Source organism: Leucobacter faecis (genome assembly GCF_054456635.2).
This window is the reverse complement of record NZ_JBTJEP020000004.1, coordinates 49,299-66,478: the sequence shown is the minus strand read 5'-3', so window position 1 is coordinate 66,478 and position 17,180 is coordinate 49,299. Positions and strand designations below refer to the sequence as shown.

Sequence of the window (17,180 nt, the reverse complement as noted above, 5' to 3'; positions counted from 1 at the left end):
TGCCTTATCCCTTAGTACTGGTTCTCGTTCTGGGCCTTGGCTTCGTCGCCGTAGAAGTCCTCCTGGTTCGGGTTGAACTCCACGCTCACCTGCCCAGTGTTGCCGGCCTCACGCAGCTCAGCTACGTAGGCGTCGTATTCGGCCTGCTCAACTACGCGCACCTCGAAGAGCATCATCGAGTGGTACTCGCCACAGAGCTCGGCACACTTACCCATGAAGGTGCCTGTCTTCTCGGGCGTGATGCTCATGTAGTTCGTCTGGCCGGGAATCATGTCCTTCTTGTACAGGTACTCAACGACCCAGAAGGAGTGAATGACGTCGCGGGTCTCAAGACGCAGCTCAGTGGTCTTACCCACCGGCAGGTAGAGCACCGGCATGGTCTCTTCAGTTGCCTCGCCCTCGGCGTCGGTCTGAACCTGAACGCCCTGGAAGTAGACGTCGTCATTCACATAGTTGAAGTCCCACGCCCAGCGCTTACCAACAACCTCAACCACGTTCTCGGGGTTCTCGTAGCGCTTCTCAATCGAAGCCTGCTCCTGCGCGGTGAACGCAAAGAAGCCGAGCACCAAGAACACCGGGACGACCGTAAAGAACGTCTCGATCGGCATGTTGTACCGCATCTGCACGGGCAGGCCGGTCTGGCCCTTCCGGCGACGGTAGGCGACAGTCGCCCAGATGATCAAGCCCCAGGTGATTGCACCGATTACGAGCAGCACAATCCAGGAGGTCACCCAAAGACCGGTGATCCCGTCCGTGTGGTTGGTTGCACCCTCGGAGCCCGCAGGCAGGAATCCCCGCTGCTGCTCTGGGGTACAGCCCGCGAGCAGCAGGGCTGCCGAGAGCGCGACCGGAGCCGCGACCCATTTCATTCGACGATTGGAACGCACCGCATACCTTTCGAAACATTTCTCGCCGCCACTTGCAGGCAGGCGAAGCTGATTACTCCCTGTTAGCTTAGCGCGAAGCTGAGCGTTCCCCGAACCACGCGCGGGTGTCGCGCTGAGATTTCGGGGGATTTGTTTGCTTATCCGAAGCTGTCGCCGCACGCGCAGCTTCCTGCAGCGTTCGGGTTATCGATCGTGAAGCCCTGCTTCTGGATCGAATCTTCGAAGTCGATCGACGCCCCATCGAGGTAGGGCACGCTCATGGCGTCTACCACCACCTCAACGCCGTCGAAGTTTGCGACCGCGTCGTTTTCGAGCTCACGCTCGTCAAAAAACAGCTGATAGATCAAACCCGAGCAACCGCCGGGCTGCACCGCGATGCGCAGGCGCAAATCGTCACGCCCCTCTTGGGCGAGCAGGCTGCTCACCTTATCGCGGGCAGCATCGCTCAGCTTGACGCCGTGCGCGCTCTGAACAGCCGGGGCCGTGCCCTCGGTGTCTAAAGTCTCTGTACTCATGGGCACTCCTCACCCTCATTGCAAGTATCAGCATCCACTCTACCCCCGGGCGTGGGTTTTCGCGCAGGCGTGGCCCTGTAGTCTGGATCGGGTGCCCGCCGCCGCTGGCATTCATCATTTTCTGTGCGCTCTGCGCAGCTCTCGAAAGGACAGGTCCTAAGTGAAGAACGGCGCTGAAGACCCGCGCGGCTCGGGTGAGCCCGAGACCCCGGCTGGCAAGGGCCGCCCCACCCCGTCACGCAAGCAGGCACAGGCCGCCAATGCTCGCCCCATCGTCGGATCGAAGGACAAATCCGTCCAGAAGGAACTGCGCAGGCAGCAGACTGAGTCGCGTGAGCGCGCTCGCGTGGGAATGATGCAGGGTGAAGAACGCTACCTTGGCCCGCGTGACCGTGGCCCGCAGCGCCGGTACGTGCGCGACTACGTCGACGCGCGTTGGAACCTGGGCGAGCTCCTGATCCCCATGATGCTCGTCGTTCTCGTGATGACATTCATCCCGGGCATCATGCAGCTCGTGAGCCTGTTCGCGATCTGGGCGTTCGTGGCGCTCGCCATCATCGACGCGGTGTTCCTCGGATTCACGCTGAAGAAGAAGCTGGCGAACAAGTTCGGCGAAGACCGTGTTCAGCCCGGCTTCCGGTGGTACGCCGCCATGCGCGCATTCCAGTTTCGCCCACTGCGCATGCCAAAGCCGCAGGTGCGCAGGCGACAGTTCCCCGAGTAGCCACGGGCCACTCGAACTGGCACAGCCCCCGGTTTCTCTCGTGAGAAACCGGGGGCTGTGTTGTTGCTGCCGGATCGCAGGCGAGCAGCGCCTGCCCGCCTGCGGGCTCCCTGCTACGCCGCGTTACCGCGGAATCCGAGCCGCTTCAGCCCCTTATTAATGTGAGCGGCCCAGAGCGGGCCCTCGTAGATGAATGCCGTGAATCCCTGCACGAGGGTGGCGCCGGCGGCCACACGCTCGTATACGTCGTGGGCGTCTGTCACGCCACCCACCGAGATCACGCAGAAATCGGGGTTCGGTTCGGTGGCGCGGATCAAGCGCAGCACCTCGAGCGAGCGATCCTTCAGCGGGGCCCCCGAGAGACCGCCCGCACCGATTTCGGCGACGCGTGCAGCGTCCTCACGCAGGTTGTCGCGGGAGATGGTCGTGTTCGTGGCGATGATGCCGTCGAGTCCGAGCCGCACGGCCAGTTGCACGATACCCTCGATCTGGGTGTCATCCATGTCGGGAGCGATCTTTACGAGCAACGGGGTTGTGCCCGCCGCGCTCTTCACCGCGGCCAAGAGCGGTTCGAGCAGCTCGACCTCTTGCAGCCCGCGCAGGCCGGGCGTGTTGGGTGAACTCACATTGACCGCCAGGTAGTCGGCCAGCGGTGCGAGTCGCTCGGCGCTCCACACGTAGTCGGCGGTGGCGTCTTCTACTTCGGTTATGCGGCTCTTGCCAATGTTGACGCCAATCACGGGGCGGTGGCGCGACATGCGGGCCTTCTCGACGCGGGGAACTGCGGCGGCTGAGCCACCGTTATTGAATCCCATACGGTTGACGAGGGCGCGGTCTCCCACGAGGCGAAATGAACGCGGCTTCGGGTTGCCGGGCTGCGCGTGCCGGGTGAGCGTACCCACCTCGACGTGGCCGAAGCCGATCGCGCCAAGCCCCATGATCGCCGTCGCGTTCTTATCGAATCCGGCGGCGAGCCCGAAGGGGCTCGAGAACTCGAGACCGAGGGCACGCACGCGCAGCGTGGGATCCGGAGCGCAGAATCGGGCGAGCAGCGGGCGCACCACAGGGGCCGCCTGGATCGCCGTGAACGCGAGATGGTGCGCGGTTTCGGGATCCATGCGCCGCAGCACGTTGTTGAACAGTGCCGGGTAGAACCGCATGACTGTGTTACTCCTGATCGTTAGTGGTTGGGGCCGGGCGTGGATGAGCCCGCAGCTCGGCGATCGCCGCGTCAAAGTCGGCGAGTGATTCAAATGCCTGGTAGACGCTCGCAAAGCGCAAGAACGCGACTTCGTCGAGCTCGCGCAGGTGTGGCAGCACCGCGAGGCCAATCTCGTTGGCGTCGAATTGAGCGATGCCTGTGCCGCGCATTGATTCCTCGACCTGCTGTGCCAGCAGGGCGAGGTCGGCATCGGTAACGGGGCGCCCCTGGCACGCTTTGCGCACCCCCGCCATGACTTTCTGGCGGCTAAACGGCTCGACAACGCCCGAGCGTTTGATCACGGTGAGGCTCGCGGTTTCGGTAGTCGTGAAGCGCCGGCCGCACTCGGGGCACTGGCGCCTGCGACGAATGGAGAGACCATCGTCTGCGGTGCGGGAGTCGATCACCCGACTATCGGGGTGCCTGCAAAATGGGCAGTGCATGGACTTAGACCTCGCTTTCGAAGCGCGCACTCACGGCCTCGCCGTGAGCGGGGAGCCCCTCGGCACCCGCGAGCGCCACGAGCGGGGCTTCGAGCGTACGCAGCGTATCGCGGTCGTATCGCACGATCTGCTGCGGGCGCAGAAAGGTGTGAGCGCCGAGCCCTGAAGCAAAGCGTGCTGTGCCTCCGGTGGGCAACACGTGGTTTGAGCCGGCCAGGTAGTCCCCCAGGCTCACGGGCGTGTGCCCGCCCACGAAAATTGCGCCAGCGTCGGTAATGAGTGTGAGCACATCGTCGTCGTGCGTGGTCTGAATCTCGAGGTGTTCGGGGCCGTAGGCGTTGCTGACGCGTGCGGCCATGGCGAGACTGTCGACGAGAATCACGGCAGACTGCGGGCCTGCAAGCGCTGTTGCCACGCGCTCGGCGTGACGTGTGCGAGGCGCCCGGTGCGCAATTTCATCGGCGACTCGCGCTGCGAGTGCGGGCGAGGTGGTCACGAGCACAGAGGCCGCGGCCTCATCGTGTTCGGCCTGGCTAATGAGGTCTGCCGCCACGAAGCGTGCTTCAGCGGTCTCGTCGGCGATGACCAGAATCTCGGTCGTGCCGGCCTCTGAGTCGATGCCACAGAGACCGCTCACGACGCGTTTGGCGGCCGCGACGAACACGTTGCCCGGCCCTGTGACCACATCGACCGGGGCGAGATCGATCTCGGGCACGCCGTGAGCGAAGGCGGCAATCGCGCCCGCCCCGCCAATGGCATAGACCTCGTCAATGCCGCACAACGCCGCAGCCCACAGTACTGCGGGGTGCGGCAGGCCAGCGTTGTCTCGCTGCGCGGGTGAGGCGAGCGCGAGTTCGGGCACGCCCGCCACCTGCGCCGATACCGCGTTCATGATCACAGATGAGGGGTACGCCGCTTTGCCCCCCGGCGCGTAGAGCCCTACGCGCGTGACAGGCTGCCAGCGCTGCGTAATCGTGGCGCCGTCACTCATGTGCGTCACCTGCGTGGCGGGCACCTGCGCGGCCGCGCCGCGCCGCAGTCGGTCTATCAGTTCGGTGAGCGCCGCTTCGATCTCGGGCGGACAGTCGCTGAGCGAAGCACGAATTGCCGCGGCAGGCACGCGCAGAGCGTGGCCGGTCACCCCGTCAAAGGACTCTGCCTGCTCGCGCAGCGCCGCCTCACCGCGCCCAGCAACGTCGGCAACGAGCGGGCGCACGCGCTCCACAGCATCGTCGGCGCTGAGCGCCGCCCGCGGAACGAGTCCCAAAAGTTCACCTCGCGAGAGCTCCTGGCCTCGCAGATCAATCGTTCGCATCACCGCTCCAGTCTACCGGGGCGTGCGGGGCGAGCATGCCGAGCCAGGCGAGTTCGCGGGTGCTTGCTACGAGCGCCTCGCGGGCGGCTGCGCCATCTACCTCGAGAATCGTCGCGAGCGCGTCAGCGATCTGGGTCATCGTCAGCTCCCCGTCGCACGCTCCAACGGCCGCCGCGAGCAGCGGATCTGCCGCCACCCGGCGAGCAATTGGGCGATCGATGTCGAGCGAAATCGCTCGCGGCGACTCGACTCCGGGCTCGTGCTCGCGCTGTTCTGAGACGGCCGCGTCACGCATCCAACGAAGCTCGAGCAGTTCCGCGTCACTCATGCGCGCCGCCGCGATGCCCGCGGCGAAAGCTTCCTGGATCGCGCGACCGGGCGCCTCACTCGTGTAGGCGCCCGCAGCCTGCTCGAGGTGCACGAGCGGTTCAGGGTCCTCGGCCTGCGTTCGGGCGATCCGGATCGAGCCCAGCCCAATGCTCACAACACGGCGAGCCTCGAAGTCGTCGAGCCAGTCAGCGACGCGCTCGTCGTAGCCCGCGCTACCCGCTCGCTCGCCGCCGTCGCGCGCCCACATTTGTGCGTAACCGAGCGGGTCGAGCCTGTCGCGCTCGACGACCCAGGCCGCGAGGCCCGGCACACCGGCCTCGCGCAGCCAGCCGCGCACGCGCTCGAGTCCGTTGCCGCCCCACGGGGTTTCCCAGTTAGCGAGGCACACGAGCGTGCCGTGTGACGCGAGGTGGGTCGCGCCCGCGCGCACGACCTCGGCGGCGAGTTCATCGCCAGCGAGGCCGCCGTCGCGGTATTCGTAAATCGTTTCGCCCTCGCGACGCGGAGTGATGACGAAGGGTGGGTTCGATGCGATGAGTGCGAATTGTTCGCCCGCGACCGGCGCGAAGAGGCTTCCCGCACGAAACTCGATGCGGTCTGCCAGTCCATTGAGCCGCGCGTTTGCGCGCCCGAGCTCGAGGGCGCGGTCAGAGATATCGCTGGCGACGACCCGCTTGTAGCGCCGCGCCAGGTGCAGCGCGACAATGCCGCAGCCCGTGCCGAGGTCGAGCGCGCGACCGGAGGTGACGTCTGGCGAGTCGGTAAGGGGAGGCAGCTGCGCGATCAGTGACCGGGTGGCACCGCCGACCCCCATCACGTGGTCTGGGCGCGCCGGCCCACCGCGCAGGTGATCGTCAAGGTCTGAGACGATCCACCAATCGCACGCGGCACCGTCGTCGGCGACGGTCACGGGGTTGAGCGACAACGCAGCACGATAGGTCGTCTGACCGCCTCGCGCCACAAGCCCGAGGGCCACAAGCCCGGCCACGCCGAGCGCATCTACCGCGGCGGCCAGCTCGACTTCATCGACCGGGTCTCCGAGCAAGAACAGGCGCGTGAGTGTAACGAGCGGGGTGGCAGGGCGTTCACCGAGCGCGCGCCTGGCGGCCACAGTCACCCCCGCGGTGAGCGCACGGTGTGCGCTCACCCCCAGGAGAGCTTCGACGCTCTCGTGCGTGTACGAAGCGGCAGCTAGGTCTGTCGCCAGCTGGTCAATCAGGTCATCAGTCACGCAGACAAGCGTAGTACGGGTGATTTAGTACGTGCCTGTACTAATTACGCGCCGCCACTATTACGCCCCGCGCTGTTGTGGCTAGTATGCGACGGTGAACCGCGTTCGGCGGTGCGCTGGATTTTCAATCTCGTCTACGACAGCAACCCCAAAGTCTGCGCCCGATATCGTGGAATTGCCCGCGTCGTCAGTGAGCTGCACGTCAGCTCCGATACGGTACTCCCCCGTATATTCGCCCGCCACCCAGGGCCCAAACGAACCGGCGGGGCTCACATAAAACCAGTCAAGCGCCTCATCGCCTGCGCGCAGATCATCGAGCACCCCACCCATCTCGGCCGATTCGGGCTTTACCGCGTCAGGAAACTCGGGAGCGTTCATCACAAGGTCACCGCCCTCGCTCTGCAGCAAGCAGCCCGCCCCACCGATCACCCCGAGCCGCACACCGGCCGCTGCCGCGTCGACTGCGAGTGCTGCCACCGCGGGGCGCACCCGACCGACCATGTCCCCGCGCGGTGAGATAGCGACGATCGCAACGTCTGCGCCTTCAAGCGCGCGAGCACGATCAGCGGCGTTTTCGATCGAACCACTGAGGTAGTGCACGCTCGCGATCTGTTCGGCCGACTCGTGGCGCGTCAAGCACACGACATCGTTCCCGTTCACCGCCGCTACCTCCACGATGTGGCCGCCCGCATAGCCGCTTCCACCAAACACTGCGATCTTGGCCATCTTCGTCCCTTCTTCGGCCCCGCGGGGCGTGTGCTCTCCCTTCACCATACTCCTGTGCGCTGCACCGCGCCGCTTCGCAAGCCCTGGGGTGCGGTGCCGTCAGCTGAGGCCGACGTCACTGGCACGCACCGGCGCCGGGAGTCTTGTTTCGCCCATAAGAAACGTGTCGGCGGCTGCGGCGGCCGCACGGCCCTCAGCAATCGCCCACACGATGAGTGACTGGCCCCGACCAGCGTCGCCCGCGACAAACATGCCGGGTACGGTCGTGGCGAAACCGTCGTCGCGAAGCAGTGTGCCGCGGGGGCCCGTCGTGAGGTCTGCCACCGGTTCAGATCCTACAAACCCCAGTGCGAGCAGAATCAGATCGGCTGCTATGAGCACCTCGGTGCCCGCACGCGGAGCGCGACCAGTCGACCTAAACTCGGTCTCGGCGACACGCAGCCCCGTGACACCGTGCTCAGTGCCCTCAAACCCAACGGTAGATGCCAGGTACTTGCGCGCACCCCCCTCTTCGTGCGAGCTCGACACCTCGAAAAGTTGGGGGTGAGTGGGCCAGGGTTGCTCGGCCGTGCGGCCTCGTGCGGGCTTACGCCCAATCGCGAGGCTCGTCACACTTACGGCCCCCTGGCGCAGGGCCGTACCGACACAGTCTGAACCCGTATCGCCGCCCCCGATCACGACGACATGCTTGCCTCGGGCATTAAGCCGCGCGGGCACCGCGGTGGCCGCCCCAGCCACCACAGCCCGGTTTGCCGCGCCCAGGTACGTCATGGCATGTTCAATGCCGGCCAGGTGTCGACCCGCAATCGGCAGCTCGCGGGCGATCGAGGCGCCCGTCGCCACGATCACGGCGTCAAAACGGCGGCGTAGCTCAGCCCACCCCATGTCGTGTCCGATCTGCACGCCGCAGCGAAACCGCGTGCCCTCGGCACGCAACTGGGCAATACGGCGCTCCACCAGCTGCTTCTCGAGCTTAAAGTCTGGAATGCCGTATCGCAGAAGCCCGCCCGGCGCCTCGTCGCGTTCAAACACGACAACCGTGTGCCCCGCGCGCGTCAGCTGTTGCGCGGCCGCTAGCCCCGCTGGTCCAGACCCCACGACTGCCACGCGTTTGCCGGTGAGCCGCTCGGGTGGGTGGGGCGCAACCCAGCCCCGCTCGAACGCCTCATCGATGATGTGGTTCTCGATCTGTTTGATCGTGACGGCGGGCTGGTTGATGCCGAGCACACACGCCGACTCGCACGGCGCCGGGCAGGCGCGACCCGTAAACTCCGGGAAATTGTTAGTTTCGTGGAGCCGATCGACGGCTTCACGCCCGCGCCCGCGGTGCGTGAGGTCGTTCCACTCGGGAATCAGGTTGCCCAGCGGGCAACCCTGGTGGCAGAAGGCGACACCGCAGTCCATGCAGCGTGAGGCTTGCCGCGCCACAACCTGAGGGTTCGCCGGGTCAACAACCTCTCGCCAGTCTTGGAGCCGCAGGGCGACCGGTCGTTTGGGCGCCAGCTCGCGCTCGCGTACATCCATAAATCCATGCGGGTCAGCCACGGGTTGCCTCCAAAATCTCTGTCCATACTGTGCCGCCATCAGGATCGATTCCCGCGGCGTGTGCCCGCTCACGCACCTCGATGACGCGGGCATAACCGCGCGGCACAATGTGGGTAAAGCGAGCGAGGGTGCCTGCGCGATCGCGAGGGAGCTGAGTGAGCAGCGCGCGTGCTGCTGCGGATCCGGTTTGTTCAAGGTGCCGCGTGAGGAGGCCCGCGACGCGCGCCGCGAGGGCCCCATCCCCGCGAGCCTCCAGCTGCGCGAGGTTTCTGAGCCAGAGGGATCCGGATCCAAGCTCTTGGGCATTCACGTGCGTCTCGTCTAGGTCGAGCACCACGGCCTCACCACCCGACATACCCGCGCCGAGGTTGCGGCCAGTTGCCCCGAGGATGAGAGCGAACCCGCCCGTAAAGTATTCGAGGGCGTGGTCACCGACCCCTTCCACGACCGCGGTCGCGCCCGATCCTCGCACGAGGAATCGTTCACCGACTTCGCCTGAGATCCACAGGTGGCCGCTCGTGGCGCCGTAGCCGATCACGTTACCCGCGATCGTGCCTGCCGCGCCGTTCGCTGCCTCCGCGGGGTGCGGCCTGATGACGATCTCACCGCCCGAGAGGCCCTTGCCCACATAGTCGTTGGCATCGCCGGTCAGCCGCAGGGTAATACCGGCGGGCAGAAACGCGCCGAGCGACTGGCCAGCCGACCCGGTGAGTGAGATGTCGATGGTTTCTGGCGCTAAACCCTGAGCGCCCCACCGCCTCGTCACCTCCGATCCCAGCAGCGTGCCGACCGCGCGGTCAGTGTTGCCGACCGGCAGGTCGAAGATGCGTGGCTCACCCCGCTCGAGCGCGCCCGCGCAGTCTGCGAGCAAGCCAGCGTCAAAGTGCTGCTCGACGTCGTGTTCTTGCGCCACTCGAAACCGGCGGCCTGCGGCGCCCGTGTCTGGGCCGTGCAGCAGCGGTGTCAGGTCGAGGCCGTCTGCCTTCCAGTGCCGCACCGCTTCGTTGACGTCAAGGGCGGCCGTGTCACCCACCGCCTCGTCGAGCGTGCGGTAGCCGAGGTCGGCGAGCAGCTCCCGCACCTCCTCAGCTAGGAACATGAAGAAGTTGACGATGTGGTCGGCTTGGCCGGTGAACCGCGAGCGCAGCTCGGGATTCTGCGTGGCGACGCCCACCGGGCAGGTATCGAGGTGGCAGGCGCGCATCATGATGCAGCCCGAGACGACAAGCGGGGCGGTGGCGAAGCCAAACTCTTCGGCGCCGAGCAGCGCCGCGATGACGACGTCGCGGCCGGTCTTGAGCTGCCCGTCAACCTGCAACACGACACGCTCGCGCAGCCCGTTGAGCATGAGCGTCTGCTGGGCCTCGACGAGGCCGAGCTCCCACGGTGAACCCGCGTGCTTCAACGAGTTCATCGGGCTCGCACCCGTACCGCCGTCGTGGCCCGACACCAAGATCACGTCCGAGAGCGCCTTCGCGACTCCCGCGGCGACGGGGCCGATGCCCGATTGTGACACGAGCTTCGTTGAAATGCGTGCGGCCGGGTTTGCGCGCTTCAGGTCGTAGATCAGCTGCTTCAGGTCTTCGATCGAGTAGATGTCGTGGTGCGGGGGCGGCGAGATCAGCCCGACGCCGGGGGTCGCGTGCCTGGTACGCGCGATCCAGGGGTACATCTTTGTGGGCGGTAGTTGCCCGCCCTCCCCCGGCTTCGCGCCCTGCGCGAGTTTAATCTGAATCTCTTCGGCGCTGACGAGATAGGCGCTGGTGACCCCGAACCGGCCGGAGGCGACCTGTTTGATCTTGCTGCAGCGTTCGGGGTCTTCGAGGCGCTCGGGCGTTTCACCGCCCTCGCCCGTGTTGGACTTACCGCCTATTCGGTTCATCGCGATCGCGAGCGTTTCGTGCGCCTCGGGCGAGATCGAACCGTAGCTCATGGCACCCGTGGCAAACCGCTGAACGATCTCGGTCGCGGGTTCGACCTCAGAGATGTCGACCGCGGGGCGCTGCGGTGAGAACGTGAGCAGCCCGCGCAGCGTCATGAGCTTCGACGCTTGGTCGTTGACGCGCGCCGTGTACTGCGCAAACAGGTCGCGCCGCCCCGTGCTGGTCGCGTGCTGCAGCTTGAAGATCGTCTCGGGGTCGAACAGGTGGGGCGCTTCGCCGCGCCGAAACCGGTACTCGCCGCCCGTTTCGAGCCGCTTGTGAGCAAGCGGGGCGGCATCGTCGGGGTAGGCGGCGCGGTGGCGCGCTGCAACCTCGGCCGCGAGCACGTCGAGGCCGACGCCACCGAGCTTCGTCGCGGTGCCCGCGAAATAGCGTTCGACGATCTCGCTGTTCAGCCCGATCGCTTCAAATGCCTGGGCTCCGCAGTACGACGCCACGGTGGAGATGCCCATCTTGCTCATAATCTTGAGCATGCCCTTGCCGAGGGCCCGGATCAGGCGCGCGGTAGCCTCGGCCTCGGTGAGCCCCTCGATCACCCCGTCGCGCACGGCGAGCCCCACGGTTTCCATCGCGAGGTAGGGGTTCACCGCCGCCGCACCGTAGGCGATGAGCGCGGCCACGTGGTGCACTTCGCGCACGTCGCCCGCCTCCGCGATGAGCGCGACCCGCATACGCTCACCCGTGCGGATCAGGTGGTGGTGCACGGCCGACACCGCGAGCAGCGACGGGATGGGCGCGAGGTCTTTGTTCGAGTCACGGTCTGAGATCACCACGAACTCGGCGCCCGCGGCCACGGCCGCGCTCGCCTCCCGGCACATCTCTTCCACGCGCTCGGCCAGCCCCCGTGAACCGTAATCGACGGGGTACAGTCCCCGAATCGTGACGGTGCGCTCGGTGAGCGGGTCCTCCCCAAAGTGTTGAATGCGGGCGAGCAGGTCACCGTCGATCACGGGAAAGTCGAGGACCACCTGGCGTGCGTGCTCGGCCGACTGGGTGAGCAGGTTCAGTTGCGGCCCCATTCCGGCGCGTAGGCTCGTCACAAGCTCCTCGCGCAGGGCGTCGAGCGGCGGGTTCGTGACCTGCGCAAACTGCTGCACGAAGTAGTCGAACAGCAGCCGGGGGCGCTCGGCCAACACCGCGATGGGGGTGTCGGTGCCCATGGCGGCGATCGGTTCTATGCCGGTGCGCGCCATCGGTTCGATGAGCAACCGCACCTCTTCTTCTGTGTAGCCAAACGTGCGCTGGCGGCGCACAATCGACGCCTGTGGGTGCATGAGCGGCTCACGCTCGGGTTCATCGGCGAGCCGGATCCGTCCCTCACTCAGCCAGGACCCCCAGGGCGCCTGGGCCGCAAGCTCGGCCTTCACCTCGGCGTCTTCTCGTACCCGGCCGGTCTCGAGCTGTACTGCCAGCATGCGGCCCGGGCGCAACCGGCCGCGGCGCGCTACGCGCTCGGGCGCGATGTCGAGCACTCCGGTCTCGCTTGCGATGACGAGCAGTCCGTCGTGCGTTTCGAGTGTGCGGCCGGGGCGCAACCCGTTGCGGTCGGTCAACGCGACGAGCTCTTCGCCGTCGGTGGCGACCATCGCCGCGGGGCCGTCCCACGGCTCCATCACGAGCGAGTGGTACTCAAGGAAATCGACGAGGCCCGGGTCGAGGCTCGGCTCGTTCTCCCACGCTTCGGGCACCATCATTGCGAGCGCGTGTGGCAGCGACCGCCCCGCGCGTACCAGCAGTTCGAGTACTTCGTCGAAGCTCGCCGAGTCGCTGCCGCCTTCTGAACAGATGGGCAGCAACTGGCGTACATCGCCCAGCACTTCAGACTCAAGCTGAGCCTCACGTGCCCGCATCCAGTTGCGGTTGCCGCGTACGGTGTTGATCTCGCCGTTGTGCGCCACCATACGCAACGGCTGTGCGAGGTGCCACGACGGAAACGTGTTGGTTGAGTACCGCGAGTGCACGATGGCGAATCGACTGGTGAATCGCTCGTCAGTGAGATCGGGGTAAAACACGGGCAGCTGCAGCGTCGTCACCATGCCCTTGTACACGATCGTGCGCGCACCAAGCGACGGCAGATAGCAGCCGGTCTCGTGGCCAATGCGCTTACGCGCACGAAACGCTCGACGCTCTAGAGCAGCTTCGCCCGGCGGCGCACCCTCGGGCGCAAGAATCAGTTGCGAGATGTGCGGGGCCGCCCCGGCCGCCGCAACACCAAGCCCTTCGGGCCGCGTAGGCACCTCACGCCAGGCGACGAGGCTCAGCCCCTCCTCGGCGGCGATCGCCTCGATCCGGTATCGCATCGCGCGGCGCTCTGCCGCGCCCTGCGGCAGAAACGCGAGACCCGCGAGGTAGCCACGCGCGGGCGGCAGGGTGGCACCGGGGTGGTGGAGTGCAAGCTCGCTCCGGATCAGTGCGTCAGGGACGTCGGCGAGAATGCCAGCGCCGTCTCCGGTGCCCGCGTCGGAGCCCACGGCTCCGCGGTGCTCGAGGTGTTCAAGGGCCGAGAGCGCGAGCCGCACCGTCTCGTGCGATGCTGCGCCCGTGAGCGATACGACTGCCGCAAGCCCACAGGCATCTCGCTCGTCGTGCGGGTCATACAGGCCTTGGCGCGCCCCCGGTTGACGCGGCGTTCGTGCTGGGTCGACAGTCATCGCCGTCCCCCTTCTGGTGGTGGGACTGCGGCGGCCCGGTGTGGGGCTGGCGCGGCGCTCAGGACGTCGGTGTCGCGGCGAGGCGCGTCAGCGGGAATGCCACAGTAACACCAGAAAATTCGGCCGGTTGACCACTTTTGCCAACGATCGCGCATTAAAGGCGCGAAGCCTTTGTTTATGTGAAGATTGTTCGACGATTGACGTCGTGAGCCGAACGGCGCTCAAAACTGTAACGACCCCGAAACACTCCTGGCGTGTTCTCGAAACCTTCGAGAACACGCCAGGAGCGGGTCGCCACACCCATCTCGGTGGGCGGGCTGCGCCGAAGGATTACTCGGCGACGCCGAAGCTCGCCACATCGCCAACGAGGCGGGTATTGTCTGCGGGCACCGGCTCAACCGCGGCGAGAGCAACCTCGGCGGCAAACTCGGCCACGTTGTACAGTCGACCAGCCTGCGCACGTCGGTCTTCAATCGCGCCGGGGCTGAGGCGATTCAGCAGGGTCGCGGTGACCGTGCCCTCGATCATGTCGCCCGACACGACCACGAGGTCGATGCCGCGCTCTGCGAGCGCGGGGATCCGCTCTCGCAGCGCGTCTTCGCCCGCGCGCTTCGAGCGGGCGACGGGCTCGTACTCGGGCATCGTGGGGGTCGTGTTAATAAAGTGAGCCTGGTGGCTCGTGACGAACACGACGCGCCCACCCTCGCTCATGAGCGGCAGCGCAGCGTCGAGCACAGCGAGCTGCGCATCACGGTTGAGCTTGAGGGCGTAGTCCTCAGCCATGCCGCCCTCCATGCCTCCCGATGCGTTGAGCACGAGGATATCGAGACCGCCGAAGGCCTCGCGCACCGCGCCCATCATCCCGTCGAGCGACGCGGCATCGGTCAGGTCCGCCCCCTGCACCAGGGCTTCGACGCCAAGCTCACGCAGCTGCGTGGCGAGCTTCTCGGCCCGGGGGGCCTTATTGCGAAAGTTCACGACGACGTTTGCGCCGGCCTCGGCAAAGTAGCGCACGGTGTCGGCGCCCACTCCGCGGGATGACCCCGTGACGAGGGCACGCTTGCCAGCGAGACTGCCAGCTTCAAGAATCTGTGTCACCGAAAACTCCTCATTTTTTTGGTTCACGTCGCTTCAAGACTAGTGGACGGCGCATGCCAGCATCCCTGGCCGACGCCTGGGGCCTACCGCTTCTGCGTCGATGCGAGTACGCTGCAACAAACGGCAAAGGACGCACACCGCGTCCGAGGCGAGGAGGTCCGACATGGCCGATCGTACGCTTCGAGGTTCACGCATAGGCGCGACGAGTCTGCAGGGAGAGGAGGGCGTCAAGCTTTCTCCGCGTCGCGGCGTCGAGTACCTCACCGAGCGCGGCGTGAGATTCACCGTGATGTTTGACGCCGATGCTGAGCCCCCCGCAGAGTGGTACGAGCAGAAGTCGGGCGAGCTCGGGTTTCTTGATGACGATGCGGGCCGCACTGCACGCGCCGAGTTTGAAGATAAGGCTGCTTCACATCGCACCCCGTGGGACATGCTGATCGAACGCCGCTCGATCGAGGAGCTCGAAGAGCTGCTCGAAGAGAGACTAAAACTGCTGCGTGCCCGGCGCGGCTCCAAGAAGTAGCGCACCGGGCACGCCTGCTACTCGGCGCTCGCGGCCACGGCCGCGGGCGCCGGTTTTATTGATTCGCGCCATCGCCTCTTCGTACCGGCACTCAACCTCAGCCACGAGCGGTCGCGAATGAAGATCGCGTCAATCGCGATCATCGTGAGCGAGAACCAGGGCAGACCCATCACCACACCGATCGCGATGTGAAAACTCAAGATCCCCGCGAGCGCCACAAGCCGTGTCGGGCGCGTGAGCAGCATCAGCGGAAATCCGATCTGAATGAGAATCGAGCCCCACGCGGCGATCGTAACCGCGGGCCCCCACGTGGTCAGCAGGTCAGAGAGGATCGGCCAGGTGCCAAACCGCATGGTGTGCAGCGGGTCATAGACCGCCCAGCCGCCCGCCCACGGTGCGCCCTGCGCTTTGTAGAGCCCACCAGAAACGTAAACGAACGACACCTGCGCGACAAGTGCGACGAGCGCGAGATTGTGCAGCGCAGTGCCAAGCTGCTTGGGGCCGGATCCTTGCGGGAACCACTCCCCCCGCTTCGCCCTGCGGCGAGCGTCAAGCGACCAGCGCGCGGCGGGGTCAGCAAACAAGAGCAGGATCATAGCGATGCGCTGCATGTTGTCGCTCTGGTCACCCACCATGTCATTCATCTCGATGAAGCTCACCCAGCCGATGAAGAACAGCGGTAGCACGATGCGCACCCGCCAGCCGAGAATAAACAGCACAGCGAGGCCGATCAGCACGAGATAGCACGTAGTGAACAGGGCGTCGTTTGCCGCCACCTTGTTAAACAGACTGAACAACCAGATGTTGGGAAAGTCGCTGATCGGCTGAGCAATCTCGCCGTTCCAGGCGGAGCCCGACCCGAACGTGTACAGCCGCGTGCCAAAGTTTGACAGCAGCAGCCCGAGCATAGCGAGACCGAACACGATACGAGTGACTGCGAGACCGTAGAGTGCCTTCTTGCCGTCAAAGAGCCACTTGTCACACCACTCGATAGCGGCGCCCAGGCCGTCGAGTACCGCATTCCAGACCCCGCCAATCACGGAGCCCGCGAATACGCCCAGGCGAACGATGGGGTTATTTGTGCGTGGTGCGCTCACTGTGTGATCCTCTCGAACTGCGCACGGAAGGTGCGGCCGAAGTTCGCGTCGTTTTGCCCGGGCTCGGTGGTGAGCGCGCGTAGGCCAGACTCGGTCATCATGGGGGCCGGGCGCTCTGCCCCGGGCGTGTGCCGCTCGGCGAACGGAATGATGTTCTGTCGACTCACACGAAATTGCACCTGTTTCACTTCATCGCCCCAGATCGCTCGCGCGACCTGTGTGGCGTACGCCGTCGACAGATGCTCTTGCGCGATCAGTTCTTCGATCGCCGCCTCATCAGCATCATCGCCGAGCAGATCGGTGCCGTCTCCTTCGATCGAGCCAGCCAGCAGCGCTTCGCGCAGCTCGCTCTCCCAGTTCTCGCTCGTAAACGCGCTCGCCACCGTCTGCTTCTGCCCCTGGCCGAGAGCATCGTAGGCGCCCTTGTACTTTGACGCGACCTCAGACGACTGGATACCCGCGCGTGGCGGAAAAAGGTTGTATTCGATCATTGAGAGTTCAACATCGGTCGCACTCACCCAGCCGGTCTCGACGTCTTGGCCGTCTTCTTCGACGATGGCGCGTACGTTGAAGTGGTAGTCGCCGTTGATGGGTTCGGGAGCGAAGACACTCCACGACTGGCCAAAAAACGGAATCATGTACGACGTGAGCATGTTGCCCGGCACCACCTCGCGCAGCGGCGAGTAGGGTGCGATCCACAGGAACGAGGCGAACACCTGCCACGCGGTCAGCACTGTGGCGAGGCCAGCAACCACGCGCACCCACGGTTTCACGGTGCGTGCAGGCGCGATCTGCTGGGTCTCTTGGTTCGTCTCGGCCACCCCGGTGGACGCTGTTGTCGCTGCCGGATCTACCGGGTTCGCTGCACCTGCCCGCTCTACCGGATCTGCCGGTTCATCAATGGTTTCGGTCACCGTCCCTGGCGGCGCGGTCGCTGTGTCGTCGCTCATG

14 protein-coding genes are annotated in these 17,180 nt (G+C 65.8%); 2 read left to right on the top strand and 12 right to left on the bottom strand.

What is annotated here, in order from left to right:
• Positions 1–11: 11 nt before the first annotated feature.
• Entirely contained in the window at positions 12–869 is an 858-nt protein-coding gene (gene ctaC, locus ACXR2T_RS04600) for an aa3-type cytochrome oxidase subunit II (protein WP_458812409.1), read from the bottom strand.
• A 155-nt stretch (positions 870–1,024) separates the two neighbouring features.
• Complete coding sequence (locus tag ACXR2T_RS04595; RefSeq protein WP_458812406.1) at positions 1,025–1,402, bottom strand: HesB/IscA family protein; 378 nt, start codon at positions 1,400–1,402, stop codon at positions 1,025–1,027.
• Positions 1,403–1,562: 160 nt separating this feature from the next.
• Here ACXR2T_RS04595 and ACXR2T_RS04590 point away from each other — a divergent pair, with 160 nt between their 5' ends.
• Positions 1,563–2,126 carry a DUF3043 domain-containing protein gene (locus ACXR2T_RS04590; RefSeq protein WP_458812403.1) on the top strand — a complete coding sequence of 188 codons (564 nt, stop codon included), beginning with the start codon at positions 1,563–1,565 and terminating at the stop codon, positions 2,124–2,126.
• Between the two features lie 113 nt (positions 2,127–2,239).
• Here ACXR2T_RS04590 and ACXR2T_RS04585 read toward each other — a convergent pair whose 3' ends face one another.
• The 8 genes from ACXR2T_RS04585 to ACXR2T_RS04550 form a co-directional block, all read right to left on the bottom strand.
• A complete protein-coding gene (locus ACXR2T_RS04585) occupies positions 2,240–3,286 on the bottom strand; it encodes a quinone-dependent dihydroorotate dehydrogenase (RefSeq protein WP_458812400.1) in 1,047 nt (348 codons plus the stop codon).
• 7 nt (positions 3,287–3,293) lie between these two features.
• Positions 3,294–3,770 (bottom strand): transcriptional regulator NrdR, encoded by a 477-nt coding sequence (gene nrdR, locus ACXR2T_RS04580; RefSeq protein ID WP_458812397.1) that lies wholly within the window; start codon positions 3,768–3,770, stop codon positions 3,294–3,296.
• 4 nt (positions 3,771–3,774) lie between these two features.
• Positions 3,775–5,085, bottom strand: coding sequence for a histidinol dehydrogenase (hisD, locus tag ACXR2T_RS04575; RefSeq protein ID WP_458837805.1), 1,311 nt, complete (start codon positions 5,083–5,085; stop codon positions 3,775–3,777).
• Positions 5,072–6,646, bottom strand: a complete 1,575-nt coding sequence (locus ACXR2T_RS04570; protein WP_458837737.1) for a DUF7059 domain-containing protein — start codon at positions 6,644–6,646, stop codon at positions 5,072–5,074. The genes hisD and ACXR2T_RS04570 overlap by 14 nt, the downstream gene beginning before the upstream one ends.
• 81 nt (positions 6,647–6,727) lie before the next feature.
• Positions 6,728–7,372, bottom strand: coding sequence for an NAD(P)-dependent oxidoreductase (locus ACXR2T_RS04565; protein ID WP_458837735.1), 645 nt, complete (start codon positions 7,370–7,372; stop codon positions 6,728–6,730).
• Positions 7,373–7,471: 99 nt separating this feature from the next.
• Positions 7,472–8,917: a glutamate synthase subunit beta gene (locus ACXR2T_RS04560; protein WP_458837733.1), complete on the bottom strand. Its 1,446-nt coding sequence runs from the start codon at positions 8,915–8,917 to the stop codon at positions 7,472–7,474.
• Positions 8,910–13,511 carry a glutamate synthase large subunit gene (gene gltB / locus ACXR2T_RS04555; protein ID WP_458837731.1) on the bottom strand — a complete coding sequence of 1,534 codons (4,602 nt, stop codon included), beginning with the start codon at positions 13,509–13,511 and terminating at the stop codon, positions 8,910–8,912. Before gltB ends, ACXR2T_RS04560 begins: the two co-directional genes overlap by 8 nt.
• A 330-nt stretch (positions 13,512–13,841) precedes the next feature.
• Entirely contained in the window at positions 13,842–14,609 is a 768-nt protein-coding gene (locus ACXR2T_RS04550) for an SDR family oxidoreductase (RefSeq protein ID WP_458812382.1), read from the bottom strand.
• Positions 14,610–14,772: 163 nt separating this feature from the next.
• Here ACXR2T_RS04550 and ACXR2T_RS04545 point away from each other — a divergent pair, with 163 nt between their 5' ends.
• The gene (locus ACXR2T_RS04545; RefSeq protein WP_458812379.1) at positions 14,773–15,132 is read left to right on the top strand and encodes an RNA polymerase-binding protein RbpA; all 360 of its coding nucleotides are present in this window, start codon (positions 14,773–14,775) and stop codon (positions 15,130–15,132) included.
• Positions 15,133–15,149: 17 nt separating this feature from the next.
• Here ACXR2T_RS04545 and ACXR2T_RS04540 read toward each other — a convergent pair whose 3' ends face one another.
• Positions 15,150–16,229: an HTTM domain-containing protein gene (locus tag ACXR2T_RS04540; protein ID WP_458837729.1), complete on the bottom strand. Its 1,080-nt coding sequence runs from the start codon at positions 16,227–16,229 to the stop codon at positions 15,150–15,152.
• The gene (locus tag ACXR2T_RS04535) at positions 16,226–17,179 is read right to left on the bottom strand and encodes a DUF5819 family protein (RefSeq protein WP_458837728.1); all 954 of its coding nucleotides are present in this window, start codon (positions 17,177–17,179) and stop codon (positions 16,226–16,228) included. Before ACXR2T_RS04535 ends, ACXR2T_RS04540 begins: the two co-directional genes overlap by 4 nt.
• Position 17,180: the final 1 nt, after the last annotated feature.